Source organism: Methylobacterium sp. 22177, from assembly GCF_052045615.1.
GTDB lineage: Bacteria > Pseudomonadota > Alphaproteobacteria > Rhizobiales > Beijerinckiaceae > Methylobacterium > Methylobacterium radiotolerans.
Window position 1 is genome coordinate 282,088 of the sequence record NZ_JBQEPK010000002.1, and the last position, 16,010, is coordinate 298,097.

The following is a 16,010-nucleotide window of genomic DNA, read 5'->3' on the forward strand; positions in this document are numbered from 1 at the left end:
CCGGGCCCGGTCCTCGTCCCGGACCGCCTCAGGAATCGTGGGACCGCCTGCGCCGGGCGGCGATCCCGGAGGGCCGACAGGGCCGACCGGCAGGGAGCCGTCGCATGAGCGCAGCCACACCGTCGATCGTCGCGGACCGGGATACGGACCCCGCCGATCACGCCGCGACCCGCGCGATGCGCGTCGACCTCGCGGCCGCCTACCGGCTGATCCATCGGCTGGGCCTCGACGACAGCATCTACACCCACATCTCGGCGCGGCTGCCGGGCGGCGGGCACCGGTTCCTGATCAACCCCTACGGGATGCGCTTCGAGGAGGTGACGCCGGAGAACCTCGTCACCGTCGACATCGACGGGAAGGTGCTCGAGGACCCGATGGGGCTCGGCATCAACCCGGCCGGGTTCACGATCCACAGCGCCATCCACGCCGCGCGCCACGACGCGATCTGCGTGCTGCACACCCACACGGTGGCGGGCGTCGCGGTCTCCTGCCAGGAGGAGGGGCTCCTGCCCCTGAACCAGTGGTCGATGCAGTTCACGGGGCGCGTCGCCTACCACGCCTACGAGGGCATCGCCCTCGACCTCGACGAGCGGCAGCGGCTGGTGGCCGATCTCGGCGACAAGCCCGTGATGGTGCTGCGCAATCACGGCCTGCTGACCTGCGGCCGCACGGTCGGCGAGGCGTTCCGGCTGATGCACAACATGGAGCGCTCGTGCCGGGCGCAGCTGGCGATCCAGGCGGCGGGCGCGCCGGTGATCCGGCCCTCCTCCGCCATCGCCACCAAGACCGCCGGGCAGTACGCTGCCGGCTACGACCGCGTCGTGGTCCAGGGAGCGCCCGACAACGAGTGGGCGGCGTTCAAGCGGATGCTGGCGCGGACGGATCCGGATTTCTTCGCGAATGGGTGAGGGCGGAACGGTCGCCGGCTGACCAGTTCGGTCGATGCGCCGCTCTCCGTCATCGCGAGCGCAGTGAAGTGACCCCGGGCAGCGCGATTCCGGCCAGCCGGCGCTGCTGGATTGCTTCGCTCCGCTCGCAAGGACGGCGGTGCCGCTCTCATCGACCGGAGAGGGTAGGAGACGCCTATCGGGTGCTCCCTCTCTGCAGGAGCGAGACGCCGCAGCACGCGCCTCACCCCTCCGCCCAGGCCCCGCTCGACCGGTAGGCCTGCTTGAGGAACGCGATGAAGGCCCGCGTCTTGGCCGGCACGAAGGCCCGGCTCGGGTAGACCGCGAAGATGCCCGCCGAGGCCGCCGCCGCGTAGGCCGGCAGCACCACCTCCAGCAGGCCGTCGCGGAGCTCCGCGTGCACGTCCCAGGTGGAGCGCAGCGCGATCCCGAGGCCGCCGATCACGGCCTCGCGCACCACTTCGTTGGAATGGGTGCGCAGCGGCCCCGACGCGCCGACCGTGCAGGGGCCCTCCGGCCCGACCAGCCGCCAGGGATTCTGGTTCTCGGTGGCGAGGCAGACATGGCCGCGCAGGTCCTCGAGGCTCTGCGGCCGCCCGGCCGCGTCGAGGTAGCTCGGCCGCGCGCAGAGGACCCGCTGCACCGGCGCGAGGCGCACCGCCGTCAGCCCGGAACTCTCCAGCGCGCCGACCCGGATCGCGAGATCGTAGCCGCGCTCGACGATCGACTCGAAATCGTCGCTCAGCTCCAGGTTCAGCACGATGCCGGGATGGAGGGCGAAGAAGGCCCTCAGGTGCGGGACGATGTGCAGGCGCCCGAAGGAGCTCGGCGCCGTGACCCGGAGCGTCCCCCGGGCCCGCGTCGCCGTCTGCGACACGAGGCTCTCGGCCTCCGCGATGGCGTCGACGATCGGGGCGATCCGCTCGAAGAAGGCCGCCCCGACATCCGTCGGCGCCACGCGCCGCGTGGTGCGATGCAGCAGGCGCACGGCGAGGCGTTCCTCCAGCCGCTTCAGCCGCTTCGAGACCACCGCAACCGACAGGCCGAGTTCCGAACCGGCCTGAGTGAGGCTGCCGGTGCGGACCACCCGGGCAAAGATCTCGAGGTCGCTCTGGTCGCGCATTCTCAACGCTGCGGAAAAAATCAAATCCCTTTTGCCGCCTTTCTCGCGGATGCCAAGCGATCTATCGAGGAGAAATCAAAAAATTTTCACGGCGCGTTCGATTTTTTCTGACGCGCGGGCCCACGCATCCCAGAGGATCGCCATGTCGAATCTCGTCGTCGCCGAGGATCTCCGCACCTTCCTGTCCGAGGAGGCGCTGCCGGGGACCGGCCTCTCGGCCGACCAGTTCTGGTCGGGCTTCGCCGCGATCGTCCGCGATCTCGCACCGCACAACAGGGCGCTGCTCGACCGGCGGGACGGCCTCCAGGCGGACATCGATTCCTGGCACCGCGACCATCGCGGCGAGCCGCACGACCCGGTGGCCTACGCGGCCTACCTGACGCGGATCGGCTACCTGCAGCCGGAGCCCGCGACCGTGCGGGTGACCACCGAGAACGTGGACGCGGAGATCGCCGCGATCGCCGGGCCGCAGCTCGTGGTGCCGATCTCCAACGCCCGCTACGCGCTCAACGCCGCCAATGCCCGCTGGGGCAGCCTCTACGACGCCCTCTACGGCACCGACGCGATCCCGCAGGACGGCGACCGCGCGCCCGGCACCGGGTTCAACCCGGCCCGGGGCGCCGCGGTGGTGGCCCGGACCAAGGCGTTCCTCGACGCGACCGCGCCGCTCAGCGTCGGCTCCTGGGCGGATGCCGTGGGCTTCTCGGTGACGGACGGCCGCCTCGCCATCGACCTCGGCGCCGGCCGCAGCGCCGGCCTGACCGGCTCGGCCACCTTCGCGGGCTTCACCGGCGACGCCGCGGCGCCGACCGCGCTCCTGCTGCGCCACAACGGCCTGCATATCGAGATCGTCATCGACCGCGCGAGCCCGATCGGACGCACCGACCCGGCCGGCATCGCCGACGTGGTGCTGGAGGCCGCCCTCTCGACCATCATGGACATGGAGGATTCGGTGGCGGCCGTGGACTCGGCCGACAAGGTCGCGGTCTACCGGAGCTGGCTCGGCCTGATGCGCGGCGACCTCGTCGCCACCCTGTCCAAGGGCGGCCGCACGATCGAGCGGCGGCTCGCCGCGGACCGGACCTTCACGGCCCCCGACGGCGGGCGCCTGACCCTGCCGGGCCGGTCGCTGATGCTGGTCCGGCATGTCGGCCACCACATGTACACCGACGCGGTGACCCTCGACGGCGCCGAGATTCCCGAGACGATCCTCGACGCGGCGGTCACCGCGCTGATCGCCCTGCACGACCTGAAGGGCACCGGTCCGCTCCGCAACAGCCGGACCGGCTCGGTCTACATGGTCAAGCCCAAGCTGCACGGCCCCGACGAGGTCGCCTTCGCGGTCGAGCTGTTCGGCCGGGTCGAGGCACTGGTCGGACTCGCGCCGCGGACGCTCAAGATCGGCGTCATGGACGAGGAGCGGCGCACGACGCTGAACCTCAAGGCGGCGATCGCGGCGGCGGCGGACCGGCTGTTCTTCATCAACACGGGCTTCCTCGACCGGACCGGCGACGAGATCCACACCTCGCTGGAGGCCGGCCCCGTGGTCCGCAAGGACGCCATGAAGGCGACCGCCTGGATCAAGGCCTACGAGGACGGCAACGTCGATGCCGGCCTCGCCTGCGGCCTGCCGGGGCACGCCCAGATCGGCAAGGGCATGTGGGCGGCCCCCGACCGGATGGCGGCGATGCTCGACGCCAAGGGCGCCCACCCGGAGGCGGGCGCCAACACCGCCTGGGTGCCGTCGCCGACGGCCGCGACGCTCCACGCGCTCCACTACCATCAGGTGGATGTCCGCGCCCGCCAGGCGGCGCTCGCCGGCCGGGCGCCCGCGACCCGCGCCGCCATGCTGACCCTGCCGCTCGCCGCGGGCGCGCTCGCGCCGGAGGCGGTGCGGGAGGAGCTCGACAACAACTGCCAGGGAATCCTGGGCTACGTGGTCCGCTGGGTCGACCAGGGCGTCGGCTGCTCCAAGGTGCCGGACATCCACGAGGTCGGGCTGATGGAGGACCGCGCCACCCTGCGGATCTCCAGCCAGCACATCGCCAACTGGCTGCGCCACGGGATCGTGGATCGCGCGCAGGTCGCCGCCGCCCTGCGGCGGATGGCCGAAACCGTCGATCGCCAGAACGCCGGCGACCCGGCCTACCGGCCGATGGCCCCGGGCTTCGACGGGCCGGCCTTCCGCGCCGCCGAGGCCCTGGTCTTCGAGGGCGCCGGCCAGCCGAACGGCTACACCGAGTTCGTGCTGCACCGGTTCCGCCGGGAGGCGAAGCGCCTGGACGCCCCCGTTCGGGCGGCCTGAGGCCGCTCCCGGATCCCGGGCGCGCCCCGGGATCCGCCCCGGCGGGATCGCTGAGGCCTGCGCCCCGCCGGCCCGGCGAGCCAGTCGACCGCCTGCGAACTCCGCAATCCCGCGCAGCGGATCTGCGCGTGGAGCGGCATCGTGTCCGGCGCGCGTCGCCCTTCCGCCGCGTCCGGCCTCTGCTCCGCAGCCCTGTCGCGCAGGCCCGCCGAGGTCCGCAGCCCCTGCCGGCCGGGACGGGCCCGACCCGTCGACGACGTGCCGACACCGCCACGCCGGTCAGCGGCGTTTGCGCGTCATCACGTAGACCAGCAGGTTCGCCACCGCCCGGTAGAATTCCGCCGGGATCGCCTGGTTGATCTCGACATGGTCGTACATCGCCCGGGTGAGCGCCTTGTCGACGACGACCTCGATCCGGTGCTTCTCGGCGAGCTCGCGGATGCGCAGGGCGATCAGGTCCGCCCCCTTGGCCAGCACCATCGGGGCATCGTTCTCGCTCTGGTCGTAGCGCAGCGCGATCGCGTAGTGCGTCGGGTTCGCCAGGATCATCGTGGCGCGGGGCACCGCCGCCATCATCTGCTTGCGCAGCCGGTCCTGCGCCAGCGAGCGCATCTTCGCCTTCACGAGCGGATCGCCCTCGAGCTGCTTGAACTCGTCCTTCACCTCCTGCCGCGACATCCGCAGATCGCGCTGCCAGCGCAGGCGGGTCCAGACCAGGTCGCCGGCGACCAGCGCGATCGTCGCGACGCTGACGGCCGAGACGAGGCGCACCGACAGGGTCAGCAGGAATTCGGGCAACCCGACTGGATCCACGAACATGACATTGACGATCTCGTGGCGGTCCGCGTGCAGGACCATGTAGGACATGCCGCCGATCGCGAAGAACTTGAACAGACTTTTCCCGAACTCGATGAATCCCTGCAGACTGAAGAGCCGATTCCAGCCGGTGACGGGGGAGATGCGGGACCATTTCGGCTGAATGCGATCGATCACGACGCGCGGTGCATTCTGGAAGATCGAGGCGGTGATGCCGGCCGCGAGGAGGATGATCAGGACCGGCAGCAGGAACCGGCCCATCTCCAGGGCGAGGGCGTGGACGAGGCGCATCGCGTCGTGGCGCGTCTCCACGCTGAAGTTGCGCGGCTGCTCCAGGATCAGCGCGAGCCTCTGGACGAAAGGCAGCCCCTGATCCCGCGCCACGAAGACGAGGAAGATCAGCAATCCCAGGATGGAGGCGAAGACGGGCGCTTCCCGCGAGAACGGCGTGTTGCCCTCCGCGATCGCGTCGCTGATCTTCTTCTCGCTCGCCGCCTCGGTCTTGCTCTCCCTGTCCTCAGACATCGCGGCGGCCCGATCTCCGGCCGCCCGCGGCACCGCGCCGACCGGCCCGGCGGGACGTGTCCGTCGGACCGGAACCTCGGAGCCGTCCTCGACCGGGGACGGCGCTAGCGGAAGTAGGTCTCATCCGAGTCGGCCGGGGTGAGTTCGATCTCGCCGCGCGCCGCCATCTCCAGCGCCTGGTCGGTGATCGCGCGACGCGCGTCGAGCACGTCCCGCTGCGGGGCAGGCTCGCCCCCCTCCAGCTCGTGCTCGACGAGGCGCCGGGCGCGGGCGGTCAGCGCGCTGAGCACGACGTTCCGCAACGGCCCGTTCGTGCCCTTCAGGGCGAGGATGACCTTCTCGTGCGGGACTTGGTCGAACAGCGTCGTCCGCGCCCGCGGCGTCATGTGGATGATGTCGTCGAAGGTGAAGAGCAGGCTCTTCAGGATCTCGGCCGATTTCGGCCGCGTCTGCGTGAGGTTGTCCAGGACCTCCTCCATGCTCTGGCGCTCCATCTTGTTGACGATGTCGGCCATGCGCGAATGGGTATCCGCCGCGGCATTGCGCGCCAGGTTGATCATGAAGTCCTCGTGGATCGTCTGCTCGATCATCTTCATGGTCGCGTCGACGATCGGCTTGAACGTCAGCATCCGCCGCATGATGCCGTTGCGCAGCGGGGCCGGCAGCTGCGCCATCACCTTGGCGGCGCAGGCCGGCTTGACCTTGGACAGCACCAGCGCCGCGGTCTGAGGGTGCTCCTTGATCAGGTAGCCCGCCAGGGCGGTCTCGGATCCGTTGGAGATGCGGTCCCAGATCGAGCGCTCCCCGCTGCCGAGCACGTCGGCCATGATGTCGGCGATCTGCTCGGGGGGAAGCACGCCCTCGAGCAGCTTCTCCATCTCTCGGGCGGTGCCGATCAGGTTCGCACCGTCGGCGAAGAACGCGGCCAGCTGCTCGACGATGACCTCGAGCTGCGGCCTCGGGACGGGCCCGAGCTGCGAGACCGCCCGGGTGATCTGCTTCAGCTCACCGGTGTCGAAGTACTTGACCAGTCGACTCGCCGAGCCCTTGTTCATCGCGATGAGGACGGCCGCGACTTCCTCGGCGGGCGTGAGAACCTTCCGACCAATCTTGGTCACGGAGCCTGCGGCCATGGTGTCCGCCCCGTCAGCCGTTGGCATCGGCCGCAGCGGGGCCGACGATCTCGGTCAGGGAGACGCCGAAGCGCGAGTTGTCATCCTCGACGACGACGACCTCGCCGCGGGCGATGACGCGGCCGTTGACCACGACGTCGACCGGTTCGCCGACGCGGTGATCCAGGGGTACGATCGCGCCGCGTCCCAGCTTCATCAGGTTGGAGACCGGCATCGTGGCCGAGCCGAGGACCACCTGCATCAGGACCGGGATCCGCAGGATCGAGTCGAGGTTCCGGCCGCTGCCCAGGCGCTCGTCGTGCACCCGCTGCCCTTCGGCCTGGGCCTCGATCCGCGTGAACAGGCTCTCGCTGTGACCGCCTCCCTGTCCGGACTCGGTACTCGGTTGTTCTGAGGGGGATGACATCAAGCGCTCCTCGGGGAAGGGATGGCCCACCGCACGGCACCGCCGGGTCCGGCGATCGCGGGGGCAACGGGTGTGGCGCCGCCGGCGGAAGGCGTCAGGCGCTCGTCAGGCGGCCTCCGACCGCGGCGTCGGACGGGGCGGCCGCGTGCGCGGGGGCCGTCAGCCGGTCCCGCTCGGCCCGCAATTCGGCCAGGGCCGCCTTGGCGTGCTCGATCTCGCGGCTGAGATCTTCGAGGACCACGCGCCCGTCCTGGGCGAAGGACTGGACGGCGTTGCTCGCGCCGACCAGAGCCGAGGCGCTCCAATCGACCATGTCCCGGTATTGCGCGTGATAGCGGTCCAGCCGCTTCAGCCGCATGTACATCGGAACGAGGCAGGCCGTCGTCGCGACGAGAGCGGCGAACAACAGGGCCTCAGCGAGCGAGAACATCATCGATAAACTCCTGATCCTGATCGATGAAGTGGTCCACGCGCAGGACGATGGCGCCATCCTCCTGCCCGACATCGCACCAGAACAGATCACGGTCGTTCCCGACGAGCTTGACGCGGCTCCGCGGCGTGGCCCGCAACTCCAGGACCTGCCCGACCGCGAGATCGGCGATCTCGCCCAGCGCGAGAGGCTTCTCCTCCAGGATCGCCTTCAGGGTGACGGGGGTCTTCTGCACCTCGCCCGCGATCTGCCGGGTCCACCGGGAATCCCTGGCCGAGGTCTCGCCCACCAGGATCCGGGCCAGGCTCTGGCGCATCGGGTTGAGGACGGATTGCGGGATGACGATGAACATCTCGCCGCCGCGGTTGAGCGCCTGGAGCAGGAATTTCGCCGCGACCGCCTGGTTGTTCCGGCGTCCGATCACCGCGAAGTCCATCCGCAGCTCCGTCCGCTCGAGCTTGAACGGCGTGTCCGCCACCAGCGCGAAGGCGGATTGCACCGCCCGGCCGACCTGCTCGAACAGCCGCTGGGCGATCCGCATCTCGATGTTGGAGAACGAGCGCTCCTCGTCGAGGGGCGGCTCCGAGCCGTCGGATCCGAGCAGGACCTCGACCATCGTGAAGATGAAGTCGCGGTCGAACCCGACCAGGATGTGACTGTCCCATTCCGGCGCCTGGAAAATGCCGGCGATCGCGTTCGACTCGTAGGGTTCGAGGATGTCGCCGAAGCGCTGGCTCTCGACGTTGCTCAGCGAGAAATAGACCGGAGAGGCCGCGAAGTGCCGGAGCTGGTCCGCACAGAAGGTCGCGACCCTGTCGAGGATCACGTGCAGCATCGGCAGGCGCTCGAGGGACAGGCCCGCCGCATCCAGCAGCCGGTCCCGGATGTCGTTGACGACTTGTTGCCGGTCCATCGTCAAGCCGCCTCGCGCAGGACGGTCTCGCCGCGCGGCGAGGCCGTCATCGTCGCGTCCTCGACCTCGTCGATGGTCGGCCTGTTGGCAGAGGTGATCGCCTTGCGCCCGTACTCGACGGCGATCTGCGGCAGGGCGCCGTTCATGTAGGCCAGCAGGGTCTGCTTCACGATGATGTAGAGCCGCGCCTGCGATTCGCGCGTCGCCTTGATCTTGTTGGCGACCGGCGCGACCACCGTGTACGAGACGAAGATGCCCGTGAACGTGCCGACCAGCGCCGAGCCGATCAGGCTTCCCAGAAGCGCGGGCGACTGATCGAGCGCGCCCATCGCCTTCACGATCCCGAGGATCGCCGCGACGATGCCGAGGGCGGGCAGGCCGTCCGCCGTGATCATCAGCGCGTTGTACACCTTCAACTTGTCGCGCCGGTGCGTGGCGATCTCCTCCTCCATCAGCGCCTCGACGTCGTAGGGGCGCGCGTTGCCGATGATGATCAGGCGCACGTAGTCGCAGATGAACAGGGTCAGCGCCGGGTCCCGCGCTGCGCGCGGGTAGGCCTTGAAGATCTCGGATTCGCCGGGACGCTCCAGATGGCCCTCGACCTCGTTGCGCGGCTTCGAGCGCACCTCCCGGGTCAACGCGAACAGAAGACCGAGAAGTTCGAGGTAATCCTCCCGCCTGGGAACGCGCGCGAAGACGGCGTCCCTCAGCGCGCTGCCGGTGTCCAGCACCACGCCGGCGGGATTGGCGACGATGAACGCGCCGATCGCGGCCCCGCCGACGATGATGAACTCGAATGGCTGCCAGACCACGGTCAGGTGGCCGCCGAGAGCCCAGAAGCCGCCGCCCACGCTGGCCGCCGCGATCAGTAAGCCGATGATTACACCCACGCGGCGCCTCGATGTCGTAACGGTTGATCCGTCAGGCCGTAGACCGCCATGCTTGCGCAGGGCTGGAGCCTGACCGCTGCGCCGCCCCGAAGCTCTCGGAGCGGCACGGGCAAGGTCCGGACAAGCTCCGGGCCTTAGGAAGCACCGAGATGCCGCGTGTTCACCGACACCAACGCACCGCCGTCGCACGATCCCGCAGGCGCGCGAAATCTGGAGACGATGCATGTCTTCCACCTATATGGACTACACGCTCATATCCCGGGATATCGCGAAGTCCCTGAAGAACAAGGCGGCCGAGCGCGCGGTCGCGAACGACACGAAGTACTTCTCGGAGCACATCGGCGACGTCACGTCAGTCGACGACTTCATCGGAAACGCGCGGCTCTTCAATTTCGCCATGCGCGCCTTCGGTCTCGAGGACATGGCCTACGCCAAGAGCTTCATGAAGAAGGTTCTCCTCGGGGAACCCGACGCGAACGGGCACGTCTTGGTCGACCGGCTGCAGGACACGCGGTACAGGGACTTCGCGAACGCCTTCAACTTCCGGTCCTACGGTGACGACCCCAGCAAGCCGAAGACATTCGACAATCCTGAAGTCGAGGCCATGCTCGAGTCCGTCGGCGCCAACAAGACGGTCGACCAGCAAAAACTGGACTACGACAGTCAGACCGGCCGGGATACACAGTACATTTCCGATTTCGCGGCTTATGTGACCTCCGTGGACGATATCGTCTCGGATCCCAAGCTCTCGTCGATCGTCCGCGCGACGGTGGGGCTGCCGCCCGCCTCCGAGACGGCGGATCCCGCCACACAGGCCGCGGAGATCGCGAGCAAGTTCGACGCGGCGACCTTTCAGAATCCGGCGGCCGTGGACGCGTTCATCGACGAGTACCTGGCGATGCGCAAGGAAGGGCGGAAGGCGATCATCGACCCCTATTTCCGACCCTCCGGGACCTACGCCAACTCGGATGCGGAGACCGAGAAACTGGCCGCCTACTTCCGAGCCAAGGCGAGCACGCTCCAGACCGCTCAAGACATCGTCGCCGACACGACACTGACCGACATCGTCTGGAGCACCCTCGGTCTTCCCGCGACGAGCGCCTCGAAGGATCCGAAGGCCCAAGCGGCCCTGATCGCGAAGAATCTCGACGTCGCGTCGCTTCGGGATCCGAGGACGCTCAGCCAGTTCATCGACCGGTTCAAGGATGCGCGCGTCGCGGCCCGCTCCGCGACGGTCGACGCCTATGTCCGTCAGACACTCGAGGATGACGCGGGCGCGCAGGACCAGGGCACGCGGCTGGCGCTCTACTTCAAGCGCCAAGCCGGGACCATCAAGTCCATCTACGGCATCCTGGCGGACAAGGCCCTGGCCGAGGTCGTCCGGACGACGCTCGGTTTCCCGGCCGAGATGGCGCGGAGCGACCTGGATTCGCAGGTCGCTCAGATCAGCAGGAAGCTCGACATCACGACCTTCCAGGACCCGGAGAAGCTCGACCGCTTCATCAGGCGCTTCACCATCATGTGGGACGCCAAGAACGACACGGCGGCACAGCCCGCACTCTCACTGTTCGGCGGAGCCGACGGCGGCTTCGACACCGGTGTCCTGCTCAAGCTGCAATCCATCCGGCTCGGGGGCCACTGACATGCAGTCGTCGCTCTACGTCACGCTGTCCGCCCAGATGGCGCTCGAGCAGCGCCTGAACACGGTGGCCGCCAACGTCGCCAATCTCGGGACGGTCGGGTACCGGGCGGAAGAGGTGAAGTTCGAGACGATCCTGTCCCAGGCGGGTCACCGCGACGTCGCCTTCGCGACGCCGGGCGAGACGTTCCTCTCGCGCAAGGCCGGCCCGCTGATCAAGACGGATTCCCCGCTCGATGTCGGCCTTCAGGGCGACGGCTGGCTGGCCGTGCGCGGGCCGCGGGGCATGGTCTACACGCGGGACGGCCGCATGCAGGTCACGGCCGCCGGCGACCTTCAGGATCTCGACGGGCGCGCCATCCTGGATCCCGGCGGGTCGCCGCTGACCGTCGACCCGGAAGGGCCGCCGCTCACGATCGGCCAGGACGGGATCGTCTCCCAGGGCACCAACCAGATCGGGGCGCTCGGCGTGTTCCGGCTGGACCCCGCCGCGAAGCTGACGCGCGTCGCCGGCGGCGCGGTGGCGTCCGACCTTCCGGGCCGGCCGATCCTCGACTTCAACCAGCGCGACGAGACGACGGTCCGGGTCCAGCAGGGCTTCCAAGAGGGCGCCAACGTCAATCCGGTCATGGAGATGTCGCGGCTCATCGAGATCACGCGCGCTTTCCAGAGCGCGGCGGCCGCGGTGGCGGAATCGGAATCGTCGCTGCAGGACGCCATCCGCGGCCTCGGCCCGACCGCGTGAGCCGCCCTCGCTCCCGTCCTGACCTCCGGGAAACCGCATGAACGCCCTCGACCGCGTCGCCGCCATGCTGGGGCGTCGGGACGATCCCCCCCTCATCCGGATCGGCGGGTCGGTCAGGGAGATCGGCGCGGGCCATTGCCGGATCCGCATCGCCCTGCCGCTCCTGAGACTCGGCGACCGCATGCGGATCGAGGCCGCGGGCCGCGAGATCGACGGCGAGGTTGTGCGGATCGACGAAGATGGCGTGATCCTCAAGCCGTTCGAGGGCCGGATCGAGGCCGGCCTGGGGGCGCCGGCCTACCGGGTGCCGACCTCCGGAGCTCGGCCCTGCGAGGCGTGGAAGGACCGGGTCGTCAACGCCCTCGGGACACCGATCGACGGGAAGGGGGATCTTCCGACGGGCGCGCGGGCGATGCCGCTGGACGCGGACCCGCCGCCCGCGATGGCGCGGTCGCGGGTGGACAGCCCGCTCCGGACCGGCGTGCGGGCGATGGACCTGTTCACGCCGCTCTGCGCGGCCCAGCGGATCGGCATTTTTGCCGGCTCAGGGGTCGGGAAGACGACGCTGCTCTCCATGCTCGCCCGCTGCTCGGGGTTCGACGCCGTCGTCGTCGCCCTGGTGGGCGAGCGCGGACGCGAGGTGCGGGAGTTCCTCGAGGGCCCGATGCGGGAGAGCCGGTCGCGCGCGGTCGTCGTCGTCGCGACGGGCGACGAGAGCCCGATGATGCGTCGGCAGGCCCCGAAGCTCGCCTTCGCGGTCGCCGAGTATTTCCGGGACCAGGGCCAGTCCGTCCTGCTCGTGCTCGATTCGGTGACGCGCTTCGCCCATGCCGCCCGCGAGGTGGCGCTGGCCGCCGGCGAGCCGCCCGTTGCGCGGGGCTACCCGCCGAGCGTGTTCGGCGATCTGCCGCGCCTGCTGGAGCGGGCCGGTCCCGGCCTGGACGGGGGCGGGGCGATCACCGGACTCTTCTCGGTGCTGGTCGACGGGGACGACCACAACGATCCCGTGGCCGACAGTATCCGCGGAACCCTCGACGGACACATCGTCCTCGACCGGGCCATCGCCGACCAGGGCCGCTACCCGGCGATCGACGTGCTCGGCTCGATCTCCCGCCTCGCCGACCGCGTCTGGACCGAGCAGCAGCGCCAGCTCGTGCGCATGCTCAAGAGCCTGATCGCGCGTTACGAGGATTCCCGGGATCTGCGCCTGATGGGCGGCTACCATGTCGGGGCCGACCCGGAGCTGGATCAGGCGGTCGCCCTGGTCCCGAAGATCTACGACGCCCTGCGGCAGGACCCGACCGATCCGCAGAGCCTCGACGCCTTTCTAGATCTCGCAACCGCGCTGCGGAGCTGATCGAGAGCCGGGCCCCGGGCGCCCGCGGCAGACCGAAATCCGGCGCCGAAAGCTTCGGGCAAGCGAGCCCTGCTCTGAGTAACGCGACGGTTTCGGATGAGAGGATCCTCGCCATGGGCCTGTATGGTGTGCTGCACGCCGGTGTTTCCGGCATGAACGCGCAGTCCAACAGACTGGGAACAGTTGCCGACAACATCCAGAATCAGAACACGACCGGGTACAAGCGCGCGTCGACGGAGTTCTCGTCACTCCTGATCGACCCCAGCCCCGGATCATACGATGCGGGATCCGTCGACACGGTGGTCCGGCACAGGATCAGCGAAGAGGGCACCGGGACCGCCACGAACTCGCCGACGGATCTCACCATCAAGGGCAACGGCTTCTTCGTGGTGAAGGACGGGTCCGGACGATCCTATCTGACCCGGGCCGGAAACTTCGTGGTCGACGGGCAGACGGGCGATCTCGTCAATGCCGCCGGCATGCGCCTCCAGGGCTACAGCCTGGCGAATGGCGAGCCGAGCGTGTCGCTGAACAGCTTCGACGGGATGATGAACGTCAACGTGGCGAAGCTGGCGATGAAGACGAGCCCGTCCACGGCCGGGACGCTCGAAGGCAACCTGTTCAGCGACACCCCGATCGCGACCAACCCGCCGGGCTACTCGCTGAAGAGTTCGATCACGACCTACGACAATCTCGGCCACCCCTTCAAGGCCGATCTCTACTTCGCCAAGACGGCCAACAACACGTGGCAGGTCACGGCCTACGATGCCAGCTTGCCGGGGAACTATCCCGGAACACCGCTCGGGGGGCCGACGACGCTGACCTTCAACGCGTTCGGCCAGATCGCGGGCGCGCCGAAGCTGAACTTCACCGTCCCGAACGGGCAGCCCTTCACCCTCGACCTGTCGCCGCTGTCGCAGGTGGCGGACGTCGCACAGGTCAGCGACATCAAAGCCCGGTCCGTCAACGGAAACGCGGCCAGCGCCGTCGAGGGCGCCGACATCGACACGGACGGCACGGTCTACGCGATCTACAGGGACGGATCGCGCCGCGCGGCCTTCCGGATCCCGGTGGCGAGCGTCGGGAGTCCGGACAATCTGACTCCCCGTGCCGGCAACGTCTTCGACGTCAACCCCGAATCGGGGCCGGCGCAGATCGGCTTCGCCAATGTCGGCGGCCGCGGCCACATCCAGTCGAAGATGCTCGAGAACTCGACCGTCGATCTCGGCACCGAGCTGGCGACGATGATCGAGGCGCAGACGACCTACGGCGCCAACTCGAAAGTCTTCCAGACCGGCTCGGAGATGCTCGAGCTTCTCGTCAACCTGAAGCGCTGAAGCCGGACTAGGGGACGATCGAGATGGGCCTCTCCGTTGCACTCAACGCCGCGCGCGGCTCCCTGCAGGCGAACGCGATCCAGACGGACGTGGTCTCGCGCAACGTCGCGGGCGCCTACGATCCCTCCTACTCGCGCAAGATCGCGTCAGTGGTCACGACGGACGGCCCGGTCCGGGTCGTCATCAACCGCGCCAGCAGCACGGCCCTGTTCGACCGGATGATGGGCAGCACCTCGGAACTCGCCGGTTATCAGGCGGTTCTGGACGGCCTCACGAGCCTGGAGGACACGGTCGGCGACACGGATGCGGGCCGGTCCATCGCCGCCAAGGTGGGCGCCCTGAACATCGCCCTGGGCGATGCCGCCGGCGAGCCCAACGACATCAATCTGGCGAAGGCCGCCGTGGCGGCGGCCCGCGACCTGGCGCGCGCCCTGAACCAGGCGAGCAGCAAGATCCAGGCAACGCGCCTGAATGCCGATCACGAGATTCGGACTTCCGTCACGACGATCAACGACCTGCTCCGAAAGTTCGACGCCGCCAACAGTGCTGTCGTCCTCGGGACCGTGCGGGGCGAGGATATCAGCGACGCCCTGGATAACCGCGACAAGATCCTCGCCCAGCTCTCGCAGGAGATCGGCATCAGCACGATCGTCCGCGAGAACAACGACATGGCGATCTATGCCGATAACGGGTCGCCCCTGTTCGAGCGCGGGCCCCGGACGGTCACGTTCGAGTCGACAGCGGCCTTCGTCCCGGGAACGGTCGGCAAGGCGGTCTTCGTCGACGGCGTGCAGGTGACCGGCCACGGGTCCGTCATGCCCCTGCAGACCGGTCGCATCGTGGGACAGATGACCGTCCGCGACGACCTCACGGTCACGTACCAGAAGCAGCTGGACGCGATCGCCGGCGGGTTGATCGCCGCCTTGGCGGAAACCGACAGCACGTCGCTGGGCGGCACGCCGCTGGCAGGGCTGCTCACCTATCCGGGGGGCCCCGCCCTTCCCGCCGCGGGGACGGTGGGGCTGGCCGGCACGATCCGCGTCAACCCGGCCGCCGATCCCGAGCAGGGCGGCAACCCGTTCACCCTGCGCGATGGCGGCATGAACGCGGGCCCGCAATACGCCTACAACACCACGAATGCGGCGGCCTTCGCCGAACACCTCAGGGCCCTCCGCGCCGCCCTGGGCGCGGAGCGGACGTTCCTGCCGGACTCGGAACTGCCGCACGCGGCCACGCTGCAGGTGGCCGCGGAGACCTCGGCGAGCTGGCTCGAGGCCACCCGGCAGGGCGCATCGAAGCAGGTGGACCGGGAATCCGCGCTCCTGGACAGCGCGTCGACCGCCCTCTCGAACGCCACCGGCGTGAATCGCGACGACGAGGTGGCGACGATGCTTCAGCTCGAGAAGTCGTACGCGGCGTCCGCGAAGCTGATCGCGACGGTCAACGCGATGCTCCAATCCCTTCTCGATGCCGTGAGATAAGC

14 protein-coding genes are annotated in these 16,010 nt (G+C 69.2%); 7 read left to right on the forward strand and 7 right to left on the reverse strand.

Translation table 11 applies throughout. The features are described 5' to 3' along the window. Positions 1-104 precede the first annotated feature (104 nt). Positions 105-908: a class II aldolase/adducin family protein gene (locus ACTJK8_RS03700; RefSeq protein ID WP_012318702.1), complete on the forward strand. Its 804-nt coding sequence runs from the start codon at positions 105-107 to the stop codon at positions 906-908. Between the two features lie 223 nt (positions 909-1,131). Here ACTJK8_RS03700 and ACTJK8_RS03705 read toward each other — a convergent pair whose 3' ends face one another. Then, complete coding sequence (locus ACTJK8_RS03705) at positions 1,132-2,031, reverse strand: LysR family transcriptional regulator (RefSeq protein WP_012318701.1); 900 nt, start codon at positions 2,029-2,031, stop codon at positions 1,132-1,134. 142 nt (positions 2,032-2,173) lie between these two features. On the opposite strand from ACTJK8_RS03705, the gene ACTJK8_RS03710 reads away from it, so the two are divergent. Then, positions 2,174-4,336 (forward strand): malate synthase G, encoded by a 2,163-nt coding sequence (locus tag ACTJK8_RS03710; RefSeq protein WP_440761546.1) that lies wholly within the window; start codon positions 2,174-2,176, stop codon positions 4,334-4,336. 279 nt (positions 4,337-4,615) lie between these two features. Here ACTJK8_RS03710 and flhB read toward each other — a convergent pair whose 3' ends face one another. From flhB to motA, 6 genes are all read right to left on the reverse strand, one after another. Continuing rightward, positions 4,616-5,677, reverse strand: coding sequence for a flagellar biosynthesis protein FlhB (flhB, locus tag ACTJK8_RS03715; RefSeq protein WP_012318699.1), 1,062 nt, complete (start codon positions 5,675-5,677; stop codon positions 4,616-4,618). Positions 5,678-5,781: 104 nt separating this feature from the next. Beyond that, entirely contained in the window at positions 5,782-6,810 is a 1,029-nt protein-coding gene (locus ACTJK8_RS03720; protein WP_440761547.1) for a flagellar motor switch protein FliG, read from the reverse strand. 13 nt (positions 6,811-6,823) lie between these two features. Beyond that, a complete protein-coding gene (gene fliN / locus ACTJK8_RS03725) occupies positions 6,824-7,216 on the reverse strand; it encodes a flagellar motor switch protein FliN (protein ID WP_012318697.1) in 393 nt (130 codons plus the stop codon). A 94-nt stretch (positions 7,217-7,310) separates the two neighbouring features. Continuing rightward, positions 7,311-7,649, reverse strand: coding sequence for a hypothetical protein (locus ACTJK8_RS03730; protein WP_106427822.1), 339 nt, complete (start codon positions 7,647-7,649; stop codon positions 7,311-7,313). Further along, complete coding sequence (locus ACTJK8_RS03735; RefSeq protein ID WP_012318695.1) at positions 7,630-8,559, reverse strand: flagellar motor switch protein FliM; 930 nt, start codon at positions 8,557-8,559, stop codon at positions 7,630-7,632. The genes ACTJK8_RS03730 and ACTJK8_RS03735 overlap by 20 nt, the downstream gene beginning before the upstream one ends. A gap of 2 nt (positions 8,560-8,561) precedes the next feature. After that, on the reverse strand, positions 8,562-9,449 hold the full coding sequence (gene motA, locus ACTJK8_RS03740) for a flagellar motor stator protein MotA (RefSeq protein WP_012318694.1): 888 nt from the start codon (positions 9,447-9,449) through the stop codon (positions 8,562-8,564). A gap of 223 nt (positions 9,450-9,672) precedes the next feature. Between motA and ACTJK8_RS03745 the strand changes: the two genes are divergently transcribed. From ACTJK8_RS03745 to flgK, 5 genes are all read left to right on the forward strand, one after another. Further along, entirely contained in the window at positions 9,673-11,091 is a 1,419-nt protein-coding gene (locus ACTJK8_RS03745; RefSeq protein ID WP_440761548.1) for a DUF1217 domain-containing protein, read from the forward strand. A gap of 1 nt (position 11,092) precedes the next feature. After that, positions 11,093-11,833 carry a flagellar basal-body rod protein FlgF gene (gene flgF, locus ACTJK8_RS03750; protein WP_063110208.1) on the forward strand — a complete coding sequence of 247 codons (741 nt, stop codon included), beginning with the start codon at positions 11,093-11,095 and terminating at the stop codon, positions 11,831-11,833. A 37-nt stretch (positions 11,834-11,870) separates the two neighbouring features. Continuing rightward, positions 11,871-13,190, forward strand: a complete 1,320-nt coding sequence (gene fliI, locus ACTJK8_RS03755; protein WP_440761549.1) for a flagellar protein export ATPase FliI — start codon at positions 11,871-11,873, stop codon at positions 13,188-13,190. A gap of 113 nt (positions 13,191-13,303) precedes the next feature. Beyond that, positions 13,304-14,527, forward strand: a complete 1,224-nt coding sequence (locus ACTJK8_RS03760; RefSeq protein WP_024830401.1) for a flagellar hook protein FlgE — start codon at positions 13,304-13,306, stop codon at positions 14,525-14,527. Between the two features lie 23 nt (positions 14,528-14,550). Then, a complete protein-coding gene (gene flgK, locus ACTJK8_RS03765) occupies positions 14,551-16,008 on the forward strand; it encodes a flagellar hook-associated protein FlgK (RefSeq protein WP_266280730.1) in 1,458 nt (485 codons plus the stop codon). Positions 16,009-16,010: the final 2 nt, after the last annotated feature.